Source organism: Enterococcus sp. AZ177, from assembly GCF_050544585.1.
In the GTDB taxonomy this organism is placed as follows: domain Bacteria; phylum Bacillota; class Bacilli; order Lactobacillales; family Enterococcaceae; genus Enterococcus_L; species Enterococcus_L plantarum.
Window position 1 is genome coordinate 119,453 of the sequence record NZ_CP172944.1, and the last position, 22,061, is coordinate 141,513.

Here is a 22,061-nt window from a genome sequence, read left to right on the forward strand (position 1 = left end):
AAGAAGGAGAATAGACATGCATTACCTAGAAGTCAAAGACCTCACATTTTATTATGATGATGAGCCAGTTTTAGAAGATGTTTCATATTATGTCGATCCAGGCGAATTTGTCATTCTCACTGGTGAGAATGGAGCAGCAAAATCAACATTGATCAAAAGTACATTGGGCTTATTGAAACCAACAAAAGGTGCAATCACGATTGCCAAAGAAAACAGTGCGGGTGAGAAGCTCAGCATTGGCTATATTCCACAACAAGTAGCTTCTTTTAACGCAGGATTCCCAAGTACAGTGATCGAACTAGTTCGATCAGGACGTTTTCCGCGTAATCGTTGGTTCAAGCCTTTAACCAAAAGAGATCATCAACATGTGGAAAAAGCACTCAAAGCAGTCGGCATGTGGGATATGCGCCATAAACGGATCGGTGAACTTTCTGGTGGACAGAAACAACGTATCAGTTTAGCGCGTATTTTTGCGACTGACCCTGATTTATTTATTTTAGATGAGCCAACAACGGGAATGGATGAAACGTCTAGGAATGAATTTTACCGCCTGTTACGGCACAATGCCCATGATCATGGCAAAGCGATTTTGATGATCACCCACGATCATGAAGATATCAAATCATATGCGGATCGCCAAATTCGTTTAGTTCGGAAGGAGGACTCACAATGGAGATGTTTTCATATGAGTTCATGAGAAAAGCTTTTTTAGCCGCAACATTTATTTCGGTCATTGCACCAATGTTAGGGGTATTTCTTGTGATTAGAAGACAATCTTTAATGGCGGATACTCTTTCACACGTGTCGCTAGCTGGAGTTGCTTTAGGTTTTTTCTTAAACTGGAATCCAAATATCATGACAATGGTTGTCGTGATTATTGCGGCAATTATTTTAGAATACCTACGAATGATTTATAGTACGTACTCAGAAATCTCGATTGCAATCTTAATGTCAGGTGGATTGGCGCTAGCTTTGGTGCTGATGAACCTGAGCGGAGGAAATTCAGCAGCCAGTATCCAGTCGTATCTATTCGGTTCGATTGTGACGATCACGTGGCAACAGGTCGTTATTTTAGCAGTTCTGTTTGTGGTGTTAGTGATTTTGTTTGTCTTATTCAAACGGCCAATGTATGTTTTGACATTTGATGAAGATACGGCTCATGTGGACGGATTGCCGATTCACTGGATGTCGATGCTATTCAACGTCATTACAGGTGTGGCGATTGCAGTGATGATTCCCATTGCGGGTGCATTATTGATATCAGCGATCATGGTGTTACCAGCTGCCATCGGAATGCGGATCGGTAAAGGGTTTAATACGGTCATCATTATTAGTGTTATTATGGGATTGATTGGCATGCTAACAGGATTGACGGGGTCTTATTATTTAGAAACACCGCCAAGTGCCAGCATCACATTGATTTTTATCGGATTGTTTATTCTTGTCAGCATTGTCCGTAAAGGATTGATGACTTTGCAAAGAAATAAGAAGATGAGTCAGCGATAAATTCGCTTAAACTAGCGTAAGATAAGAGGAAAAACGAAAGTTTTTTCTCTTATCTTCTTTTTTGTTTCTTAAATTGCGAACTATTTTTTATTTTTGCTAAAAAATGCTCGATTTTTTTTGGAAAACACCCTATAATAGGGAACGATAGATTGTAAGGGCGTATCATTTATTTTACCTATTAAAAAATGAAGAACAAACCTATAAAAAAATAAGGGATAATCATTATTCTAATGAATAACAACCCTTAAAGGAAAGAGGAGAAGAAGTGACAGATTCTAAAATTCGGAGAAGCGAACGATTGATTGATATGACACAGTACTTGTTGGATCATCCCCATACTTTGGTTTCTTTGACCCATTTTGCACAGCGTTATAAATCAGCCAAATCATCGATTAGTGAGGATTTAGCGATTATTAAAAAAACATTCAAACAAAGAGGGACAGGTATTCTTGAAACGATTCCAGGAGCAGCCGGTGGCGTTCGTTTTATCCCGGAAATGCCATACGAAGAGTCAAAAGAATTGGTTATGGCTTTGTGTGACCGTTTATCAGAACAAGATCGTCTGTTGCCAGGAGGATATGTGTATCTTTCTGATTTATTAGGACAGCCGGAATTGTTGCGCCAAGTTGGGAGAATTATTGCTTCTAAATATTTAGGTGAAAAAATCGATGCGGTGATGACAGTGGCGACAAAAGGGGTGCCGATCGCACAAGCTGTCTCCTATTACTTGAACGTGCCGTTTGTAATTGTTCGTCGTGACTCAAAAATTACCGAAGGCTCGACGGTTAGTGTGAATTATGTTTCTGGATCATCTGAACGAATCGAAAAAATGGAATTATCAAAACGTAGTCTGAAACGTGGTTCAAGAGTCTTAGTCGTGGATGACTTCATGAAAGGCGGCGGAACCGTTAACGGAATGAAGAGCCTGATTGAAGAATTTGAGGCGGAACTTGTTGGGATCACCGTGTTTGCAGAGTCTAAATTTAAAGGACAACGTGCGATCGAAGATTATACTTCGTTACTTTATGTTGAAGACGTGGATACGCGCACGAAAACAATCAATGTTGTGCCAGGAAATTATTTTGATAAATAGAGGTAAGATCAGCTATCAGAAATGGTGGCTGTTTTTGTTGAAAAGGTGGGAATTTGCATTTAAATGAGCGGACAAATGATTGGTGTAAAATGAGAAAAAACAACGAGCTACTTATCAAGTGATAGTAGATAATGAATTGGTTTGTTGTAAAGAGATAAGTAGCTAGTTGAAATTCGCAGGTTCTGCATCCCTGCTCGTTTTTTACTTAACGACCCATCTTCCGCCAGGCGGATCGTTAAGAATACTGATGCACGAGAAACAAATCTTACATTGTACCATTCAATCGGGTAAAACAAGTAGAGCGTTTATTTCGTTATTACTTTCTTAGGACGGTTCATTATACGCGCATTGACTTAGCTGCCTTTTTAGATTGAATGGGAAATGTATGGTAGTGATCGATTCTAGTAACATCAGCTCGCAAGCACTAATTGGTAGAATGTAAATACGAAAATATCGTATTTAAAAAGGAGAAAGAAGTGCTTGCTGTTTATAAAAAGAGCGAAAAAAGACGGTATTAGCCACCAACTAATACCGTACAAAAGTGCAACAAATAACTACCAACTGCTTCAAATGAAACAAGAATTGTAAAAAGTACTAGTATTTCTTACAAAAATTGAGTAAAATGAAAGAGTCGATATGAAAATATTGACTTCGGCAACTTATATTATTAGTTTGTGCTGATAATATGAGGCTCTGTATTCGGGTTACCGCCCTTGTACAGAGTGCCTTTTTATTTTGTTTTTCGCTCTAATTACCTGATTTTAAACACAAAAAAATGATATTAGTCAGCTACTAATACCATGAAGCGTTCGTTAAATAACCATTCACTAACAGTATTGAGCAAGAAAAAAGAATGGAAATCTCTTCTTACTTTTAGTACAATAAGGGTAGTCAATAAGAAATTATTGGCGAGGCAACTTGTATTATTAGTTTGTGCTGATAATACAGGGCTCTGTTTTGAAGATTACCGTCTTCTGACAGGGCGCCTTTTTTTATTTTATGTTGTAAATTTATTTTAACTTAAAGACGTTAGAAGAGTCAATAGCATAGTGGGAAAGAATTCAAATAGTCAAAATAGTCTAGAAAAATGGACAAATTTGATAAAAGTGGTGGAATTTTTAAATTTTCACTTGCGTTGTTTGAAGTTCATTCATAGGCGAATATTCGAGTGGCTAGAAAGGACTGTTTAAAATTCTTTTTACCTTGATTATCGACTATGCGGTGATTAGTTTATTTTGGAAAATGTTGGGAGAAAAATGAGTGTGTAAAAAGTAGGGATACAAATAAAAAACAGTCAAAACGCTTCTTTTTATGGGATAAACTGAAATAAAAGTAGTTGAGATGAATAAAAACATGTGGTAAGATTAGTTTGTAGATAGTTTAAAACAAAAAAAGCCTGATTGGCGTCAGACTTCTTTTGCTACTAATTTTGATACATAACATAAATAATTAGGCTTGCAAAAAACAAGTTGGCATTCCTGATTTAGTATCAAAAAAAGTATTGTATTACATACTTATTTCTTTGAACGACCACAAGATGCCTTCGAAAACTTCTTGTTGGTCTTTTTTTTGCTTCTACATCTGATTTTGGTTCTTTTGGTTTTATAATGTTCCCTGATTATTGATTCAGGGACATTTCTAAATAGTACCAAAACAAACAAAATCACAGAACCCCACAAGGGGAATCCAATGATGTGGCTAAGCAAAAAAGTACTTACTGGTGTACTTTGTTTCATTCTGACCCTCACGTAATTTAGTTACCAAAGTGAGTTTACAATCATTTTTCATGTATCACACTCCATTTGATAGTATTAGGAGTGCTACTTGTTTTCTAATTATTCAGTTACTTATAACTATATCAAATTTATGGATCTATTAGCAATAGCAATTTCGACATTTCTTACTTTTTGTGTACGCTACTAATTTTCATTGTTCAATCTAGAATAGATCATATAGATTACTCTTTAAAAAAGTAGTTCAGAGAAGGTCTTTAGTGGATAAAAGGATTCTATAAGTTTCCACAATGATATACATGCTAATTTTGTAGATATATAGGAGACCTCTGAAAGTAATACTTTTTTTGAATTATTTCATAAATTTCACATTCTGAACGAACGCTTCCAACTCTTCTCTACGCTCGATAGTATGATTACATTTTTCACTGTCATAGCAAATATAATTTCCACGCTTCGTATACATGCCATCACCTGATTCTTTCACCTTAGACAAAAACATCGAAACTTCTGACGTTTCATGACAAATCGGGCAGATGCCTTTTTGGGTTGTAGGAGAAATCGTTCCGGAAACACCAAATAGCTGTCCATCGATTACAGCGAGAATAAATTTTTTCTGTTTCCCGCTATCATTCCAGCTATAAAATGATCAACACTTTCTAAGAAAGTCTTGTACTTTTCAACATCAGTTGATTTCATTCACTGTGTTTCAAAGCAAAAGCGAAGCGGGCTTGTTTAATCTTGACAGAAAGAGTTGATTTATCTGGGCTCTGTTCCATAAGTTAACGGTACTAGCATAATGTTCATCCATTATAACGCAAACACCCAAAATTATAAATTGGTATAGCAAAAAAGTAATTGGTTCAGTTGAAAAACCATAAAGAGTAGGCTAAACTAAAACATGGCGCTATTTTGAAAGTAACAGAAACGATTGAAAATAAAACAAATCTTAGGAGTGAAGCAATTGGAAAACAGATATGTCATCATCCTGGCTGCTGGTAAAGGAACACGCATGAAATCAAAACTTTATAAAGTGTTACATCCTGTCGCTGGAAAACCAATGGTGGAACACATCATGGATCAAGTAGAAAAAACGAATCCAAGTGAAGTTGTGACGATTGTAGGTCATGGTGCTGAGGCAATCAAAAGCCACTTAGGCGAACGTAGCCAATATGCTTTACAAGCAGAACAATTAGGAACAGGGCATGCCGTGTTACAAGCAGAATCACATTTAGCAGGAAAACAAGGTACAACTCTTGTGATTACAGGGGATACACCGCTATTAACTGCTGAAACATTGGCGAATCTGTTTGACTATCACCAAGGGAAAAACGCCAGTGCGACGATTTTGACCGCTCATGCGGAAGATCCAACTGGATATGGACGTATTATTCGTGATCATGTGGGCATTGTAGAAAAAATCGTCGAGCAAAAAGATGCGTCCGAACAAGAAGCTCGCGTTCAGGAAATCAATACTGGAACGTTTTGTTTTGATAATGAAGCATTATTTAATGCGTTGTCTAAAATCAATACGAACAATGCACAAGGGGAATACTATTTAACGGATATTATTGAGATTCTTAAAAAAGAAGGCAAGACCGTTGCAGCATATCAAATGGCGGACTTTGAAGAAGCGATGGGAATCAATGATCGTGTGGCTTTAGCTGAGGCTAATAAAATCATGCACCGCCGCTTGAATACGATGCATATGAGAAATGGTGTATCATTTGTTGATTCTGATTCAACCTATATTGACGAAGGCGTTGTAATCGGTTCAGATACTGTGATTGAAGCTGGTGTTCATTTAAAAGGGAAGACAGTAATCGGTGAAGATTGTATGATCGGCGCACATTCAGAAATCGTTGATAGTGTGATCGAAGATAACGTAAAAATCACACAATCAGTTGTTGAAGAAAGTATTATTCGCAAAGATGCGGATGTAGGGCCATTTGCGCATATCCGTCCAAAAGCTGAAATCGGGGAGCGTGTCCATGTCGGTAACTTTGTAGAAATCAAGAATGCGACTGTGGCAGAAGATACCAAAGTGGGGCATCTAACTTATGTTGGTGATGCGGATTTAGGGAAAGATATCAATGTTGGTTGCGGTGTAGTTTTCGTTAATTATGATGGAAAAGACAAACATCGGACAACGGTTGGAGATCATGCGTTTATCGGGTCGGCAACAAACTTGATTGCACCTGTGACTGTTGCAGCGAATTCAGTTATCGCAGCAGGTTCAACAATTACAGAGGATGTGGCAGAGTTTGACTTAGCGATTGCTCGTGCAAGACAAGTGAATAAAGAAGGGTATGGGAAAAACATGCCTTATATGAATAAAAAAAATAAAGAATAAAAAAGAAGGTGAACGCTGATGTTTTGGCGTTCACCTTCTTTTCTTGTCATACGGTAGAGTGTTGTTTTTGAAAGATGTTTCAAACATAAAATAAAAAATGATACATATTTTTATAGTTATCATTCTCTTTTTATGTCATAATTAAATATAAGTGTGACATTAGGGTGATAATGTATTTTTTATCATGGAAAAGGAGTGAAATGTATGGCATACCATACCTATGAATTCTTAAAAAAACGACGAAATGATCCTAAATGGCGGTCAGCATATATTTCTGCAAGAAATAAAAAAATTATTTCTTTTTTAGTCTTGGGAAATATCATTCTTTGGGGTGCTATTTTTTGGCGATATATTGAGCGTAATAACATAGATGTGATGAGTTATCTGAATGAGCTTCAACAAAGAGTTCTGGATCGTTTAAACGAACTTTATTGAGAAGAGAATTAATGGAAAAATAAGAAGAGGTTGGGACAGGAGTTGCTTCTGCGCCCACCTTTTATTCGGTTACTAAGAGCCTGAAACATAACCTTTTTAGTTATGTCCCAGGCTTTTCTTATTTTATCCGATTTTCTGTTTTCGATTATAGTCATACAAACCATAACCAGAAAGACCAATAATTAGTGAACCTAAACTACCATAAGCGACAATTGTTTCACCCATTTTCGGATAGTCCGCTGTTTTTCCTGCAGGTTTGGCTACTTTTACTTCGTCTGGTTTCGTTTTCGTTGGATCTTTTGGATCTGGAGTTGGTACAGGTTCTGGTTTGTTTTTCTTATTGAATTCAGCTTCTGAAATAGAAATGATCCGTTCGCCTGGAAAGGCTTCTTTGTATTGTGCAAGATCGATAGTTGTTGCGGCATTGTATAGACGCAGGTTAGTTCCTTGTTTTAGATGATCGATGAAGATGGTATCTAAAGAAGGGCCTTCTTCACGTTTTCCACCTAACATATCGTAGCCATCGCCGCCTGCAGCTAAGAAATCATTCGTTGCCATATGATAAGTTGCGTTTTCATCAATCGGTGCAAATTTTCCGGTCGTCCGGTCTTGAATCTCAACTTGTAAAACCCGTTCACCAACAATAGTTTTGTCTGTACCGTTGCCTTCATCTGCGGGCAGTAGAGAGCCTTTTTTTGTTGAGTCGTAATGGACGCGAATCGTACTTGAAACATGAAGAAAACCGCCATTTGCACCTAGTTTTGGCTGCTTGTAATCGTCTAAAATAATGTCACCATCTGCATCTTTTTGCGCCATTGAACGAAGAGAAAGCTCAAACATTTCTTTGATTTCTGCTCCAGTAACGTCGATTTGAGAGATACTATTACCAAACGGCATGACCGCAATAATGTCTCCTAATGTCACTTTACCTGGTTCAATAGTTGCCCGAATACCACCGCCATTTGTGACAGCGAAATCCGTTTTATTTTTGAAACCATGCTGTCCATAAGTCAACATCGCATCGCCAATCAGATTTCCTAGATTTGTTTCTCTAGTCCGAACATTATCGCGTTCTCCGTTAAATTGATAAGGGTTATTTTCAATCACAACTTCTGATCCCCATGCTTCAAAGTTTGCTCTGGCTTGATCGACTAACGCTTTGACAGCAGGATCTTCTTCTAGATTTGCTAACGTTTGCGCTGGAGTTAATGAAGCTATTTTTTTGCTAATATCTGTCAAGTCAACGTCAACTAAGCCAACGTTGTTTAGATAATTTCCAGTTTGAGTGTACATTACGTTACCAAATTTTTTTCCGCCGTCAACAGCAGTATGTGAATGTCCGTCCAAAACAGTAATAGACAAATCGGGAAATTCTTTGCTTAATGTTTCAGCTAAAGTATCGCCACGCCATTCATGTGGGGTGGTTTCGTCAATTCCTAAATGACCTGTAACGACATAGGCGGTGATTGCTTCTCCTGAATTTTTGATGTCATTGATTGCTTTTTTTGTTTCAGTGATCGGATCTGCAAACGTCACATTTGCTACATTATTTGGATGGGTTTTTGTAGCCGTTTCTGGTGTGGTTACGCCGATAATGGCATATTTTTCGCTACCTTTTTCAACGACTGTAAAGGGTTCAAAAACGAGCTCTCCCTCTTTAAATGTATTATTAGATAGGATTGGGAAGTTTAATTCATCTTTATAGTCCAAAGCAGTGTCCAAGCTAAAATCAAATTCGTGATTTCCCACCGCCATTGCATCATAACCAACTTCATTCATCACTTTGACCATGTCTTTGCCTTTAGAGAAATTAGAAATCGGTAGTCCTTGGAATACATCCCCTGCATCAATCAAAAGATCAGGATTTATGGCGTTTTTATAGGTTTTCAGACGTGCCATTCCTAAGACATCTTTTCCATTTCCTTCTAACCGACCATGAACATCATTGGTATGCATGATCGTGATCGATTCTGAATCAGGCTGGTAACCTGCATTTAGTACATCTTGTTTTGTGATTGGCTTGACATTAGGTGTTCGACCGTCAGCAGCAGGCGTTGTATGCAACGTACCATCGTTGACTAATTGGACGGCCAATTTCCGCCAGTTGTTAGTAAAATGATAGCCAATCACTTCCCAGTTATGCTCGATTTCTTCTGCTGGATCAAGGATTTGTTTGTCGCGAATATAATCTGCAATCAATCCGCGCAGTGTTTCAGGATCGGTGGATTTGATTGGTTCCTCTGTAACAAGCCCTTGTGTTAGTAAGCCTTCGTAACGATAATTATTCATAGCAATCGTATAGTTAGTAGTAGGATCAATGGGTTTCCCTTCGATTGTTGGGTTGATGATGCGTTGTCCACTTGGTTTAGAAATATCGATCTTATAAGAAACACCTGAAAAAATATCGTAGTTATACACACGGATTTTTTCATTAAAACTGATCGTTAAATCGTCTGGTCCTGGTGTATTATAATAATCTGCCTGACTTTCCATATACTTTAGCAGATTTTCTCCAGTAATATGGACACTGATTAGCGTATTTGGGTATTTATAAATATCAAAAATAGTGGAATACGAAATATCTCCTGCATTTAATTTACTGTCTGCTTTAAAAAGTGCAGAGGCAGCAAGCTGTGCCCCAGTTGCTTGTCGTTGCACATTGTTGATTAGAGAAATCATCGCTGTGGGACGAAATTGAGCTTCAGGAATTCCATTTACTTCCTCAACGGGTAAGAAATCACCAGTCGCTGTTCCGATTTTTTCCGAGATAAATTCTCTTGTTTTGTCATGGTATTCTTTTGTTTCTTCTTTTAAGGCTTCGTCTACTGGAACAGTCTTAGTGTTTACGATAGCAGCATCACTGTTTTTGACGTGCCATTTGGTATCAATTTTTTCGACATCAAGGTCGATTTTAATCATTTCTGTTCCAGTATCTTTAGGACCAGCAACTGGAACAAGTCCATTTGGTCCTTGGATCTTCTCTGCGAAAGAGCGGTGATCATGACCCAAAATATAGGCATCGATACCAGCTACATTATTGATGACTTGATCAGCACTTGCAGAGAGATCAGTATTTTGACGGCCAGCATGTATCGAAGCGATGATAATATCCGCTTGATCTTTCAACTCAGCTACCGCTTTTTCGGCCTCTTCTTTCAATGGATTGAAATAGAGACTATCCACTTTAGCGCCGTCCCACAATGGAATTTGAGGTGTGGTTAGACCAATGATCCCGACAGTTAAATCTAAAGTACCATCGTTGTCTAAATCTATTTCCTTTTTCGTTGTGCCGCCAACAAATCGGTTGTCTGTTTCTTTTACATATGTGTTAGCAGATAGGATTGGAAATTCGGCTTCGGTATCGAGCTTTTTGATCAAGTCCAATCCAAAGTTAAATTCATGGTTTCCCAAAACCATGGCATCATATTTCATGTAATTCATGGCTTTGATCATTGGATTTGGCTGATCGATCAATGGTGTTTTATTATACAAATCATCTGTTAAAATTGTTCCTTGGTTCATATCGCCGTTATCAATCAGAATTGTACCATAAGGATTTTCTGACCGAATATTTTGTACAACGGAACTAACTTGAGAAAGTCCCACAGGTGTTTGTTTGTCATCTTCATATGACCAATCCCATAGCTGACCGTGAACATCTGAAGTACCTAAAATAGTCAGTCGCTGTGGTGTTTCCATCTTATTAGTTGGAGTGGTGGTATCTTGTTCTTCCGAAGTTGTGCTTGAAACAGTAGAATTTTCTGGTTGTGTTGTTTCTGTCGCTTGTTGTTCGATCGCCAATGCAGTAGTGGCAGTGGTACCTGCAAGTAAAATTGAAACCATCAATACTTGTAACCCAAGTTGTACTTTTTTCAAAACAGACTTTTTCACAAAATTCCTCCTTCTTTGCTGAAAAATGATAATACGCTTTCATTGTTGTATCTATTTAAATAGTAATATATATCTTGTGTATTGTCATTAGAAAATACACCCATTTTTTTAAAAGAAAAGGACAAAATCCACATATTTTGCCAGCATTTATTTTTTTCCGATGAAGATGAGCTGATTTTTATAATAACCTCAAAAATAGAAGACCAAAAATCATTTTTCCGATTCTCGGTCTTCTATTTTGTTTGTATTAGGATTTACGTTCCAAAATGCAGAGAAATTTTTAAGTAAAAGAGATGCTGGCTATTTTTTATCAATATCCAGAAAGTTTAGAGTTATTGGGGCTCTGTTCTCTAAATTAGGAGCGCGGTTGTTAAATGAGAATCTACAGGCAACTTAAAATAGTAGTAAGTACATCAAATAAACAATCTAAAGTTCGCTTTTCGCTATGGGTTCTTTTTTGAATAATTTATTTTTCATCTTTTAATCTCCCTAATTTTGGCTAAAAAATATATCTTTTAATTGTCGTCAATAAGTCTTTTTACCAATAATAAAGGACGTATCTCCAGTTAAACCATAACGAAAATCTGTATTCCATGTGAGTGGGACACAACTCTTTGGGTCATACCCCAATCACATGGAATCCGTATAAACGGTGGGATCAGGAGCAATCCTTTCAGAAATAAGCTGATGTTGCACAGTACCTACTTGGTCATAAAAATTAATTTTCGTAAATTAATTTTTATTTCTCAAGATTAAACACTCCTGTCCCAACCTCTTTGAGTGAATAAAATACGCCTTAATCAATTGTTGTATTAGTTTCAGAGATTCGTATTAGGAAGCTAAGTGAATAAGCCCATTTGAAGGAGCAGAGATTTTTTATATGTTCTCAAAGCCTAAAATAGGGAAAAGTACATCAATTGCCTTCTTTCCCAAGTTAAAGAAAATGATAGTAATAATTATATATACAAGTATTTTGACCCAAGTAAGACCATATTTTTTTCTTAAAGTATCTTTCATAAATAATTCTCCCTTAATTTGAATTTTAAATAAGTATTACAATCTATTTTGGAAGTAATATTTTCATTTGAATATTTATTATATTCTAAAGTAGAAAGGTTAAGTAAATTAGGGAACCACTAATAAATTTAAATTATTCCTACTATACTTTTATACTGTCCAAATAGGAGACCGAGTTATTTTTTAATAAATAATAGACATGCGATATCACAGTCTGATTCGTCTTGTTGTTTCACCTAGAATTTCAAAATAATGCTCCACTTTATAATGTTGCCAAAAGATTGACAAAAATATGAAAAAGGATAGAATACTCTATTCTTTTGCTAAGATAAAAAATTCCTGAATAAGAAATAGCAGGTCCTAAATAAACGATAAATTCGCCAATGCTAGATGGTCTGTGGGGGAGTATAAATATGATGACACTTATAAGTATACCCAGTAATTGGTATTTTTTAAAAACATACCCCATGATAAATAATCTGCAAACTAATTCCTCTAAAATAGGAGCGCTAATAACAGCGAAAAGAAAAAACAGAAGAATAGGCATCTTAGAGGAAATAGCATCCACACTTTTTTGATTAGTAGTCATAAATGAGAAAAATAGATATACTATTAATCCAAATGACATATTCACTAAAAAACCACCAGCTACATAGGTTAAAACATCTTTCCATTGCAAGGAAAAGAAGTCAATCTTTACTTTTGTGATTTTTGTGACAAGTTTAATGGTTATAAACAAATTCAACACTACGATAATAAATGTTACTATAGTTAAAAAAAAGTTCATTTTAAAATGAAAAATATTAAAAACTATATTCAACCAGATTTGTGGAACGATTGCTAATAAAAATAGAGTTAAAAATAATAAAGAATTCTTCATAAAATGATAAGTTACCATCGATTTCCTCCTCTTTAAATGAATAACTGAAACGATAAAGTACCTATAAGTAAGAACATCTTTGACGAATTTTGTTAGTTATTATAATCAGATTGATTAAATCTTCCAATCGTGTTACTTAAGTTAGTATCAGATAATATTTGTTTGGTAGTTTTTTGTTACGAATAAGAATATTATTCGTATTGATAAATTTTTCATTTAAATATGCTCTATTTTGTAAAGGAAATTGTTAGGTAAAAAAACTATATAAATTTTCTGAAATTATAATTGCCTCGGTGATGAAAAAAATAATAAAAGTTAAGTTCGACGTTCTATTTAACAGATTGTGTTTTTTTAAAAAGTAATACAAGAACATAATTGAGATAATGCAAATAAGTTCTAAAAGCTGTATTAATATATCTAAATATGTATTACTATGTGGAATTAAGCTAAGAATTAAAAGCGCAATAAAAGAACTCACGAAAATTAAATATAATTTTTTAGTAGTTGTATAATTGGTATATAATCCTAAGACAAGTAAAACGAAACTGATAAAATTACATAATATTATTATATCCATAAAAGCAGTTCCTCAGTTCATTATCAGTTAAAATTTTCATCAAATCCTTTCTTTTAATCAAATTTAAAGCTAAAACTAATTATAAATTAATGTTTCTGGAAGGTCAATATTTTTTGAAATATAGCTTTTAATACTGCCTATTAGTTATTTTATTCAATCAAAAAAATATAACTGCTGTGCCATAAATGAATTTTTGATTGTCTGGTTATGAAAATATAAATTTAAGATAAGTATGTGAAAAATCTGTACACGAAAAAGTGAATGTTTTAGTAGTGGATCGGATGTCTATAGTTTCTCATTATCCACATATTTTGCCAGCATTTATTTTTTCCCCATGAAGATGAGCTGATTTTTATTAGAAAATCGTATTAATTTAGAGGAATGCCTCAAAATCACTTGATTTATTTTGAAAAAGTGACTACTATTTATAAGGAAACTATTGTTCAGTAAAAGAAAGTGGAGGTCCTCATGTCAAAACATTATTTTGATCCTAGATTGAAAATCTTTTCTCTTAATTCAAATCGTCCATTAGCGGAAAAAATCGCTGCAGCTGTCGGTGTAGAATTAGGAAAATCTTCTGTCACTCAATTCAGTGATGGTGAAATTCAAGTAAATATTGAAGAAAGTATTCGTGGTTCTCACGTTTATATCATCCAATCAACAAGCAGTCCAGTTAATGATAATTTGATGGAATTGTTGATTATGATCGATGCCTTAAAACGTGCTAGTGCAAAAACAATCAACGTTGTAATGCCTTATTATGGTTACGCACGTCAAGATCGTAAAGCCCGTGCTCGTGAACCGATCACAGCGAAACTTGTAGCAAATATGCTTGAAAAAGCAGGAGCAACTAGAATGTTGACATTAGATTTACATGCCGTTCAAATCCAAGGATTCTTCGATATTCCAGTAGATCATTTGATGGGTGCTCCATTGATTGCAGATTACTTTATGGAACATGGCATTCAAGGCGATGACGTTGTTGTTGTGTCTCCTGACCATGGTGGTGTGACACGTGCTCGTAAACTTGCGGAATATTTAAAAGCACCGATTGCGATCATTGACAAACGCCGTCCGAAAGCGAATGTTGCTGAAGTAATGAATATTATTGGACAAGTAGAAGGAAAAATATGTGTCTTGATCGATGACATGATCGATACAGCTGGGACAATTTCATTAGCTGCTAATGCGTTACAAGAAGCTGGTGCAAAAGAAGTGTATGCTTCATGTACACACCCCGTTTTATCAGGACCTGCTTTACAGCGTATTCAAGATTCTGCAATCAAACGTTTAGTGGTAACAGATTCAATCTATCTATCTGATGATCGCAAAATTGATAAAATCGATGAGATCAGTGTGGGTGAATTGATTGGTGATGCGATCAAACGTATCCACGAAAACAAACCTGTTAGTCCATTGTTTGAAACGAAACGTCGTTAAAATAGATAATGAAAAATAGAGACCTGAGCGAAACGAATTTAGTTTTGTTCGGGTCTCTTTAAATTATATGCTAGCTTTTTTTATCGGATAACAAATTTCCGTGATATATAATTCTTCCTGCTCCTCTGTCGCAGGACTAGAGTGATAAATGTTAAACACATTCCCAGAGAGAATATACTCGTTTAAACGAAGCCATGTTTTCATATCTTCATGTACTTTGGGCATGCGTTCATAGGTACCGCTAACGACGACAGAAGCAATTAAACCAGGAGCGAATAACGTTGCCTTAGAATAAGTGGATTTGAGTTTCTTTGGAATACCGATCATGACTTCGATATCCATACTATCCGAGGGATCATTTTGGAAGACCGCAATCGAGTTGCCTAAGGTTGCTCGATCCTGTAGGTTGATTTTAGCGAATAATGTCTGCCAAAGCTGCTCCTCATGATAATAGGATTCGACTTTTTGGCGATAAGGAAGAACAAGGGTCTCTTTCATCATTCGTACTTCGATAGGGTAATTTATTATTTCGCTATTTGCTGCTGCACTTTTTTCTTCTAGTAAGCCTAAGTAGGTTAATTGTAGCTTTTTCTCTGCTAGTTCGGTTTCAAGTAATGTTCGCTGTCTTGCTAAATAATCGCTCATGTCGTCTTCATTTTCTAAAAGCGACTTGATTTCTTTTAGTGGAATACCAATAGTTTTGAGTGAAAGAATTTGATTGGCTTGATTGATCTGTTCAGGAGTGTAATAACGGTAACCGTTCTCTTTTTGGATAGTCTTTGGTTTCAATACATTTAATTTGTCATAATGCCGCAACATGCGTGGACTTACGTTTGTTAGTTCCGAAAATTCGCTGATTTTAAACATTTTTATGCTCCTTAGGTAGTGTTGTTATTAGTATACCTTATTAAACATATTATCTTACTTCTCAAATTAAAAATACACCACGATTAATTCATAATTTTTTTAACACACCATCGACATATAAATCTACTATAAACACTTTTTGAAAATATTCTTCGTGATTAATTGACATTTTGCTCTTATTTATTGAATCAAAAATTTTTTTGATTAGTTTGTAATTAGATTTAAATTGGAAAGATGGTTTTAAAATGAAAAAAACATTAGTTTCAAACTTTATCGCACTATGCTTACTTGTTCCAGTATTAGCATTCTTTTCTGCAGATACAGCTCAAGCTGAGGAATATTCTGCTAATCAGAATACTCTACAACCAAGTCTTTTACCAGATTATACTGAGACTGGATATTTGGCTACGAGAGCAGCTCCGAGCACGTGGTATTATTCAACCTATCGATCTTTCAGCGGAATTCCACCACACACAATTTATGTTTCTGTAGAAAATACAGCAGTTAGAAAAGTTTACAGAGGTTACCTTACTTTACAATCTAATGGATATGCCCCTGGTAATTGGCGCGTTTATGCAGGAACTCTCTATTTAAGTGGTGGTAATTACCCAATCCCTAGTCGTGCGATCGAAGACATGTAATAAGAGTTACTAAAATTTTAAATTGCTCCGTATAACCTAAACTAGTTTTTGGGTTATAGGGAGCAATTCCTTTTGCTATGAACTTTAATATTTTTTTCTATAGCAATCTAGTCTATTTTCTTTTTACTTCTCCGGAGCGTCTTTCTTGTAATTCTTTTTCTTCAGCAATATTTTTTTGTTGCTGTGCAATATCGTATACACGATCAATTGGGTTCTTATTTATACCGCCGGAACCCGTATTAACCATTGATCCCCAACCCTTTTTAGTAGGATTTTTACCGAGAGCTCGCATTTTATCATTTCTCTCTCTTATCCTTTTGTGCTTAGATCTACGTTTTTCATCAAAAAAATCTGAAATTTTATCAAGAACGTTCATTCAAAAACCTCCATAAAAATTAACTTTTTCTAATTTATTTTAATCATTATATCATAATTTTTCATTTAATACAGCTTATAGTAACTGATCAAAAGTTTTTTTACACTTATTATTAACTCAAAGAAAGTGATCACGTCGTAGCTGCTCTATGTAAATTTTGACTATACTTGACTTTGACAGTATGACAAGGTTTAAACTAAGGTTAAATGATGAATGGAAAGGAGTAATACTATGAGAACATATAAAAATAAACAAGAATTGATCAATGAAATCAAGAAAAGGTACGAGAAGTACGAGGCGGAATTTGACCAAGTACCCGAAGACTTAAAAAATGAACGAATTGAACAAGTAGATAAAACACCTTCTGAAAACTTATCTTATCAGCTTGGTTGGGTGAATTTAATTCTTCAGTGGGAACGTGAGGAGCAGGCAGGGAAAATAGTTCAAACTCCTGCGCCAGGATATAAATGGAATCATTTAGGCGATTTATATCAGTCGTTTTATGAAAAGTATGGTGTATATAGTATTGCTGAACAACGAGAGAGGTTAAACAATTCAGTGACGGAGTTATGCCAATGGCTTCAAACGCTCTCTGATGAGGAACTCTTTGAATCAGGACAAAGAAATTGGGCGACAACTAAAGCGATGTGGCCTGTCTATAAATGGGTTCATATCAATACAGTGGCTCCCTTTACAAATTTTCGCACAAAGATACGCAAATGGAAGAAATTAGCTAAGCTAAACGAGTAAAATTGACTAGGATAGAAGTGGAGGACACTTTTATCCTAGTCAATTTTATAAATAGTTCATGTATTTAATAAGTTTCTCTAATGTCTAAATGAGTTGTGTCATATAACACACGGGCATGATTTTCTTTGATTAATGTCTTTTCTAATAAATTACCTGTTCTTTTATCGATGCATTTTCTAAAAATTTGTCCATTACGGAATACTTGTCCGTTTTCTCTTGAGAAGTATTCATTTTCTGCACGAATATGATAGCTGTTTTTTTGTTCATTATCTGAACGAAGTTCGCCATTAAGATGTGTTTCACTTACAGAGATGATCAATTGATAGGTATTTTGTGTATTATTTTTAAAACGATAATCCAAATAATTATAAACAATCGATGTTCCCGTGCCAAAAGGGATTTTACGTCCATAGTCTGGGAAAAGATCTAAGCCGTCATGATGGTGATGCTCAGTGATTTCCAACGGCGAATGAAGAATGATCCAATGAATCAAGTTCGTAAATTGGCAGAGACCGCCACCAATTCCAGGACGAACAGCATCGTTAAAAATCGTTACCCCATTTTTATACCCTTTACTTACGGAACATTTACCAACTAAATGCCAAAAAGAAAAAGATTCATTAGGTTTTATCAAAATGTTTGATACTTTAGGTGCAGCTAACCGTAGATTAGTAGCTTTATTTTCTTGTAAGTTGAGATCTGTATTACCTAATTTTCTGTGTATTAAAGAAGCATGCTTGTAAACGGATACAGGTAAAAGCGTATCTGATTTAGTTTGGGCAAGCTTTTCTGGCTGAATAAAATCTTGTACGTTTCTCTGCAAAATATTTTTTTTAACTGATATTTCGTAAGTTAGTGGTGATAGTTCGCTAAACAATTTTCTTTTCATCATTTATAACCCCAATCCATTTTGTAATCTCATTGTAACACAAAAGACTTTTTTTAGAAACGGAAATGTAATAATTGAAGATTTTTAAGAGTAGTGTTTTGTTAATGAAAAAAGAGCCAACCAGTATGAATGGTCAACTCTTTTTCTCAATCCTTTAAACGGTTAATAACTTTTCAACAGATAATTCAGTCATAGAAGCTACTTGCAAATCAGCTCCAGCTAAGTTTTCTGTCTCAGAAATTCCGACAGCATACATTCCTGCAGCTTTAATTCCTTCAATTCCTGCTTGAGCATCTTCGAAGCCTATTGCATCTTTCGACTCGATCTTGATACTTTCAGCTGCTTTTACAAAGATTTCTGGGTCAGGTTTTCCTTTTTTCAGCGTTTCTGGGTCAACGATATGCCCAAAGAAATCAAGAACCCCCAATTTTTCTAAAATCATCGGTGCATTTTTTGAAGCCGAAGCGATTGCGCAAGGAATGTTACGCTCTTTTGCTTGGACTAAAAAGTTGTGGACCCCAGGTAATAAGTCTTTTTCAGAAAGATCCGCTAATAGTTTAACATATTCCTCATTTTTCTTTTGGGCCAAAGCTTCCTTTTCTTCGGTAGTAAAATCATTTTCCTTGTGGCCATAAGCTAAGATTTTCTCTAATGAATCCATGCGGCTGATACCTTTTAATGTCTCATTGAAGGTTTCATTAATCGTTATTCCTAACTCTGCAGCTAAATTTTTCCAAGCAATATAATGGAATTTAGCTGTATCGGTAATCACGCCATCTAAATCAAAAACAAAGCCTTTTTTCATGTGTATTCTCCTATCTGATAATTAGTAGTTAATCATTGTGACTTTATCGGCCCTCAATTGATGTGGTTGATTTTGTACAATTACCGTTGTATCTTGTGATGGACAAACGTGGACAGTATTGTTTGTAATAAACAGATTATAATGAATTCCTTTGTGATCAATATTAAAGGCCATCTCAGTCCAATTTTTCGGTAGATTTGGTTGAATCGTCAGGCGGTTCTTTTTGATATCGATTCCAGCATAAGTCGTCAAAGTAACATAAATTGTTGCAGCCATCACGCCTGTGTGGATGCCTTCAGCGGTCGTTCCACCTTGAATATCTTGATAATCCGAGTATAAGGCTTCTTGATACAGTTTCCAAGATAAATCGTGAAAGGCGACTTGTTCTGCTAATTGTGCATGAACGATTCGTGATAAAGTTGAACCATGTGATGTGCGATTTAAATAGTACAACAGATTTTTCTCAAGATAATCTGCAGGTAAATCGTAGTCAAGTTCCTCTAAAATTTCGTCGATTTTTTCTTTATTTAAATTGTAGAATAACATTAAAGTATCTGCTTGTTTTGACACTTTATAGTCATCAGGTGACTGACCTTCTGCTTTTAAAATACGATCCATTCGATAAATATTACCGTATTTCTCTTTTGCTTTTTCCCAATCGATTTCTTTTAAATCAAAATAGCCTTCATATTGGGCGATAATCCCGTCTTCATTGACTTCAATGGATAGACGTTTACGAATAGCTTCCATTTCTTTCAGATTTTCTGATGTTACGCCAGTTTTATTGAATAATTCTGCTTGTTCTTGCGTATCTAATAGTGAAAGGATCGTTTCTAACTCTTCAAATAGCCAAACCACCATCAAATTGGTGTAAGCGTTGTTTTTTAAACCGCTCTCGGGACTATCGGGATATGCTTCATGAAATTCATCAGGTCCCATGACTTTATTGATATAATATCGATTAGTCGTGTCATCAAACGTCGTGGCACTACGCCAAAAATTGGCGATCTCTACTAACATTTCTGCCCCATATTCTTTGATGAATCGATCGTCTCTTGAATTGTTCCAGTACATCCAGACATTGTACGCAATCGCTAATGAGACATGACGTTGAAGAATACTATGGTCTTCACCCCATTCGCCGTTCAATGGATTCAAGTGCAGTTTTTGTGTATCTTCGCTACCATCAAGACCTGATTGCCAAGGATACATCGCACCAGCGTAGTTGCTTTCGCAAGCATTTTCCTTCGCTTTTCCTAAGCGATTGTAGCGATACATCAACAGTTGTTTCGCTGTTTCAGGGAAATGCAGAATGTAAAATGGCAAGATAAAAATCTCGTCCCAGAAAATATGACCGCGATAGGCTTCACCATGTAAGCCACGGGCAGTTACAGAAACGTCTAAATCATTATTATTAAATGGAGAAGCAGATACTAATAAATGATACGTATGAATTCTCAATAATTTTTGAGACATTAGGTCGCCAGTGATTTGAACATCTGATTTTTTCCATAATGTTTCCCATGCTTGTTTGCTCTCATTGAATTCAGAGTCAAAAGAAGCTGCTGGAAGTAAGGTAGTTTGCCAATTTTCTTCTGCTATAGAAACTTTGACTTGGACTTGTTTTTCGAAAGTATATGTTTTATGTTGCTCAGCATAGAAGGTGATTTCTTGTTCAATACGTTCTTCGCCGATAGAATTTTTGATTGCATCAGCATCAAAAAAATCACCCGTGATGGTTGCCATTTGTTGGACATTTATTTTCGATTGATTCGTTTGAACTTCAATCATTGAGGTGTTTTTTTCTGCCAGTAATTGTGTTATATGGAAATGCTTAGCGGTTAGATTACGATAGCGCTCAACATTAAAATTGTAGACAGAACCATCAGTTGTAGTTTTGACTGTAATGTTTTTAGAAAAGTTTAGTGGTTTGATTGAATATTTAATGCTGTAATTATTCTTTTTAGCCATGTTGACTATTTTTTGGGCTGTTATTTTTACTTGATGTTGGTGGGAATCTTCAAGAATCATATGAGAAGAGAATAAACCCGTTTTTAAGTCTAAATTTCGGTGCAAATAATGAAGCGAGGCTTTTTCAAGAGTTAGCCATTCATCGGTTCCGTCTACTTTTATGCGAATAAATTGATTGTTGGGTGTATTGACGAAGTCTTCATTTTCAACGATTTGCCCCGCAACTTCTGATTTTTCCTCGTTATAAAGTCCTGCAATATAAGTCGCAGGATAATGTTCTTTTGAAAGGGTCATTTCAGGAATTGTGCCACGTAAGCCCATAAACCCATTACCAATCGTCAATAATGACTCAACTGAATACTCTTCTTTACCAGGGGTATAGCCGAAGTAATCTAAATTCCAAGTTAAGTATTCTGATTTTCCCTTGAATGCTGCAGCTAAATCTTTGGCTGTGTCTAGTTCAGAAACGGTAAGAATCGGTAAATTCAGTAATTCTGAAAAATGTTTAATAATATTTTCTATCCCTACATTCAAAGCTGTTATTTGTGTGTGTTGGCTATAAAATTCAGGCGCTACGTCATTGAAAACAGCACCTGTAACGCTCGGAAATTGTTCTTTGATCTGTGTCGCTAATATTTCCGCTGTTTTAGGGAACTCAAAATCACTAAAAGGAATTGTATACTCTGAGAGTAGATTGTCTTGTTTTTTTTCTTGGATATGTAAGCTATTTTGCGTAAGTGTAAGGAAAAGAAAGTTCATTATGAAGGACTCCTAACTAAGATTTATTTAAACTTGTATAGACATGTTGTTGTTTTCGTTTTCATTATAGTATGAATC

The 22,061-nt window shown here is 35.6% G+C and carries 16 protein-coding genes; 8 read left to right on the forward strand and 8 right to left on the reverse strand.

The genetic code is table 11. The annotated features are described in order from the left end of the window. The first annotated feature begins 16 nt into the window (after window positions 1-16). The 5 genes from IGJ34_RS00580 (at window position 17) to IGJ34_RS00600 (ending at window position 7,120) form a co-directional block, all read left to right on the forward strand. The gene (locus tag IGJ34_RS00580) at window positions 17-697 is read left to right on the forward strand and encodes a metal ABC transporter ATP-binding protein (protein WP_069653260.1); all 681 of its coding nucleotides are present in this window, start codon (window positions 17-19) and stop codon (window positions 695-697) included. Further along, window positions 670-1,506 (forward strand): metal ABC transporter permease, encoded by an 837-nt coding sequence (locus tag IGJ34_RS00585; RefSeq protein ID WP_206836696.1) that lies wholly within the window; start codon window positions 670-672, stop codon window positions 1,504-1,506. The genes IGJ34_RS00580 and IGJ34_RS00585 overlap by 28 nt, the downstream gene beginning before the upstream one ends. Before the next feature lie 265 nt (window positions 1,507-1,771). Next, a complete protein-coding gene (gene purR, locus IGJ34_RS00590; RefSeq protein WP_083241719.1) occupies window positions 1,772-2,599 on the forward strand; it encodes a pur operon repressor in 828 nt (275 codons plus the stop codon). A gap of 2,697 nt (window positions 2,600-5,296) precedes the next feature. Then, window positions 5,297-6,685 (forward strand): bifunctional UDP-N-acetylglucosamine diphosphorylase/glucosamine-1-phosphate N-acetyltransferase GlmU, encoded by a 1,389-nt coding sequence (glmU, locus tag IGJ34_RS00595; RefSeq protein ID WP_206836698.1) that lies wholly within the window; start codon window positions 5,297-5,299, stop codon window positions 6,683-6,685. Window positions 6,686-6,889: 204 nt separating this feature from the next. Further along, window positions 6,890-7,120, forward strand: a complete 231-nt coding sequence (locus IGJ34_RS00600; protein ID WP_069653263.1) for a hypothetical protein — start codon at window positions 6,890-6,892, stop codon at window positions 7,118-7,120. A gap of 123 nt (window positions 7,121-7,243) precedes the next feature. On the opposite strand, the gene IGJ34_RS00605 is transcribed toward IGJ34_RS00600, so the two are convergent. From IGJ34_RS00605 to IGJ34_RS00615, 3 genes are all read right to left on the reverse strand, one after another. Next, window positions 7,244-11,011, reverse strand: coding sequence for a 5'-nucleotidase C-terminal domain-containing protein (locus tag IGJ34_RS00605; protein WP_430597880.1), 3,768 nt, complete (start codon window positions 11,009-11,011; stop codon window positions 7,244-7,246). Between the two features lie 876 nt (window positions 11,012-11,887). Further along, a complete protein-coding gene (locus IGJ34_RS00610) occupies window positions 11,888-12,028 on the reverse strand; it encodes a hypothetical protein (RefSeq protein WP_206838658.1) in 141 nt (46 codons plus the stop codon). Window positions 12,029-12,290: 262 nt separating this feature from the next. After that, a complete protein-coding gene (locus IGJ34_RS00615) occupies window positions 12,291-12,926 on the reverse strand; it encodes a CPBP family intramembrane glutamic endopeptidase (RefSeq protein ID WP_206838640.1) in 636 nt (211 codons plus the stop codon). A 1,027-nt stretch (window positions 12,927-13,953) separates the two neighbouring features. Here IGJ34_RS00615 and IGJ34_RS00620 point away from each other — a divergent pair. Continuing rightward, window positions 13,954-14,925 (forward strand): ribose-phosphate diphosphokinase, encoded by a 972-nt coding sequence (locus tag IGJ34_RS00620; protein WP_069653264.1) that lies wholly within the window; start codon window positions 13,954-13,956, stop codon window positions 14,923-14,925. A 63-nt stretch (window positions 14,926-14,988) separates the two neighbouring features. Here IGJ34_RS00620 and IGJ34_RS00625 read toward each other — a convergent pair whose 3' ends face one another. Next, window positions 14,989-15,792 carry a MerR family transcriptional regulator gene (locus IGJ34_RS00625; protein ID WP_430597881.1) on the reverse strand — a complete coding sequence of 268 codons (804 nt, stop codon included), beginning with the start codon at window positions 15,790-15,792 and terminating at the stop codon, window positions 14,989-14,991. 245 nt (window positions 15,793-16,037) lie between these two features. On the opposite strand from IGJ34_RS00625, the gene IGJ34_RS00630 reads away from it, so the two are divergent. After that, window positions 16,038-16,433: a hypothetical protein gene (locus IGJ34_RS00630; RefSeq protein WP_430597882.1), complete on the forward strand. Its 396-nt coding sequence runs from the start codon at window positions 16,038-16,040 to the stop codon at window positions 16,431-16,433. Between the two features lie 112 nt (window positions 16,434-16,545). Here IGJ34_RS00630 and IGJ34_RS00635 read toward each other — a convergent pair whose 3' ends face one another. Then, on the reverse strand, window positions 16,546-16,809 hold the full coding sequence (locus IGJ34_RS00635) for a hypothetical protein (protein WP_111248973.1): 264 nt from the start codon (window positions 16,807-16,809) through the stop codon (window positions 16,546-16,548). Window positions 16,810-17,040: 231 nt separating this feature from the next. On the opposite strand from IGJ34_RS00635, the gene IGJ34_RS00640 reads away from it, so the two are divergent. Further along, window positions 17,041-17,559 (forward strand): ClbS/DfsB family four-helix bundle protein, encoded by a 519-nt coding sequence (locus IGJ34_RS00640; RefSeq protein WP_069653266.1) that lies wholly within the window; start codon window positions 17,041-17,043, stop codon window positions 17,557-17,559. A 64-nt stretch (window positions 17,560-17,623) separates the two neighbouring features. Here the strand turns inward: IGJ34_RS00640 and IGJ34_RS00645 are convergent, their stop codons facing one another. The 3 genes from IGJ34_RS00645 to IGJ34_RS00655 form a co-directional block, all read right to left on the reverse strand. After that, complete coding sequence (locus IGJ34_RS00645; RefSeq protein WP_430598508.1) at window positions 17,624-18,448, reverse strand: VanW family protein; 825 nt, start codon at window positions 18,446-18,448, stop codon at window positions 17,624-17,626. Between the two features lie 154 nt (window positions 18,449-18,602). Further along, window positions 18,603-19,253, reverse strand: coding sequence for a beta-phosphoglucomutase (gene pgmB, locus IGJ34_RS00650; RefSeq protein WP_206849622.1), 651 nt, complete (start codon window positions 19,251-19,253; stop codon window positions 18,603-18,605). Window positions 19,254-19,274: 21 nt separating this feature from the next. Continuing rightward, a complete protein-coding gene (locus IGJ34_RS00655; protein WP_430597883.1) occupies window positions 19,275-21,983 on the reverse strand; it encodes a glycoside hydrolase family 65 protein in 2,709 nt (902 codons plus the stop codon). Window positions 21,984-22,061: the final 78 nt, after the last annotated feature.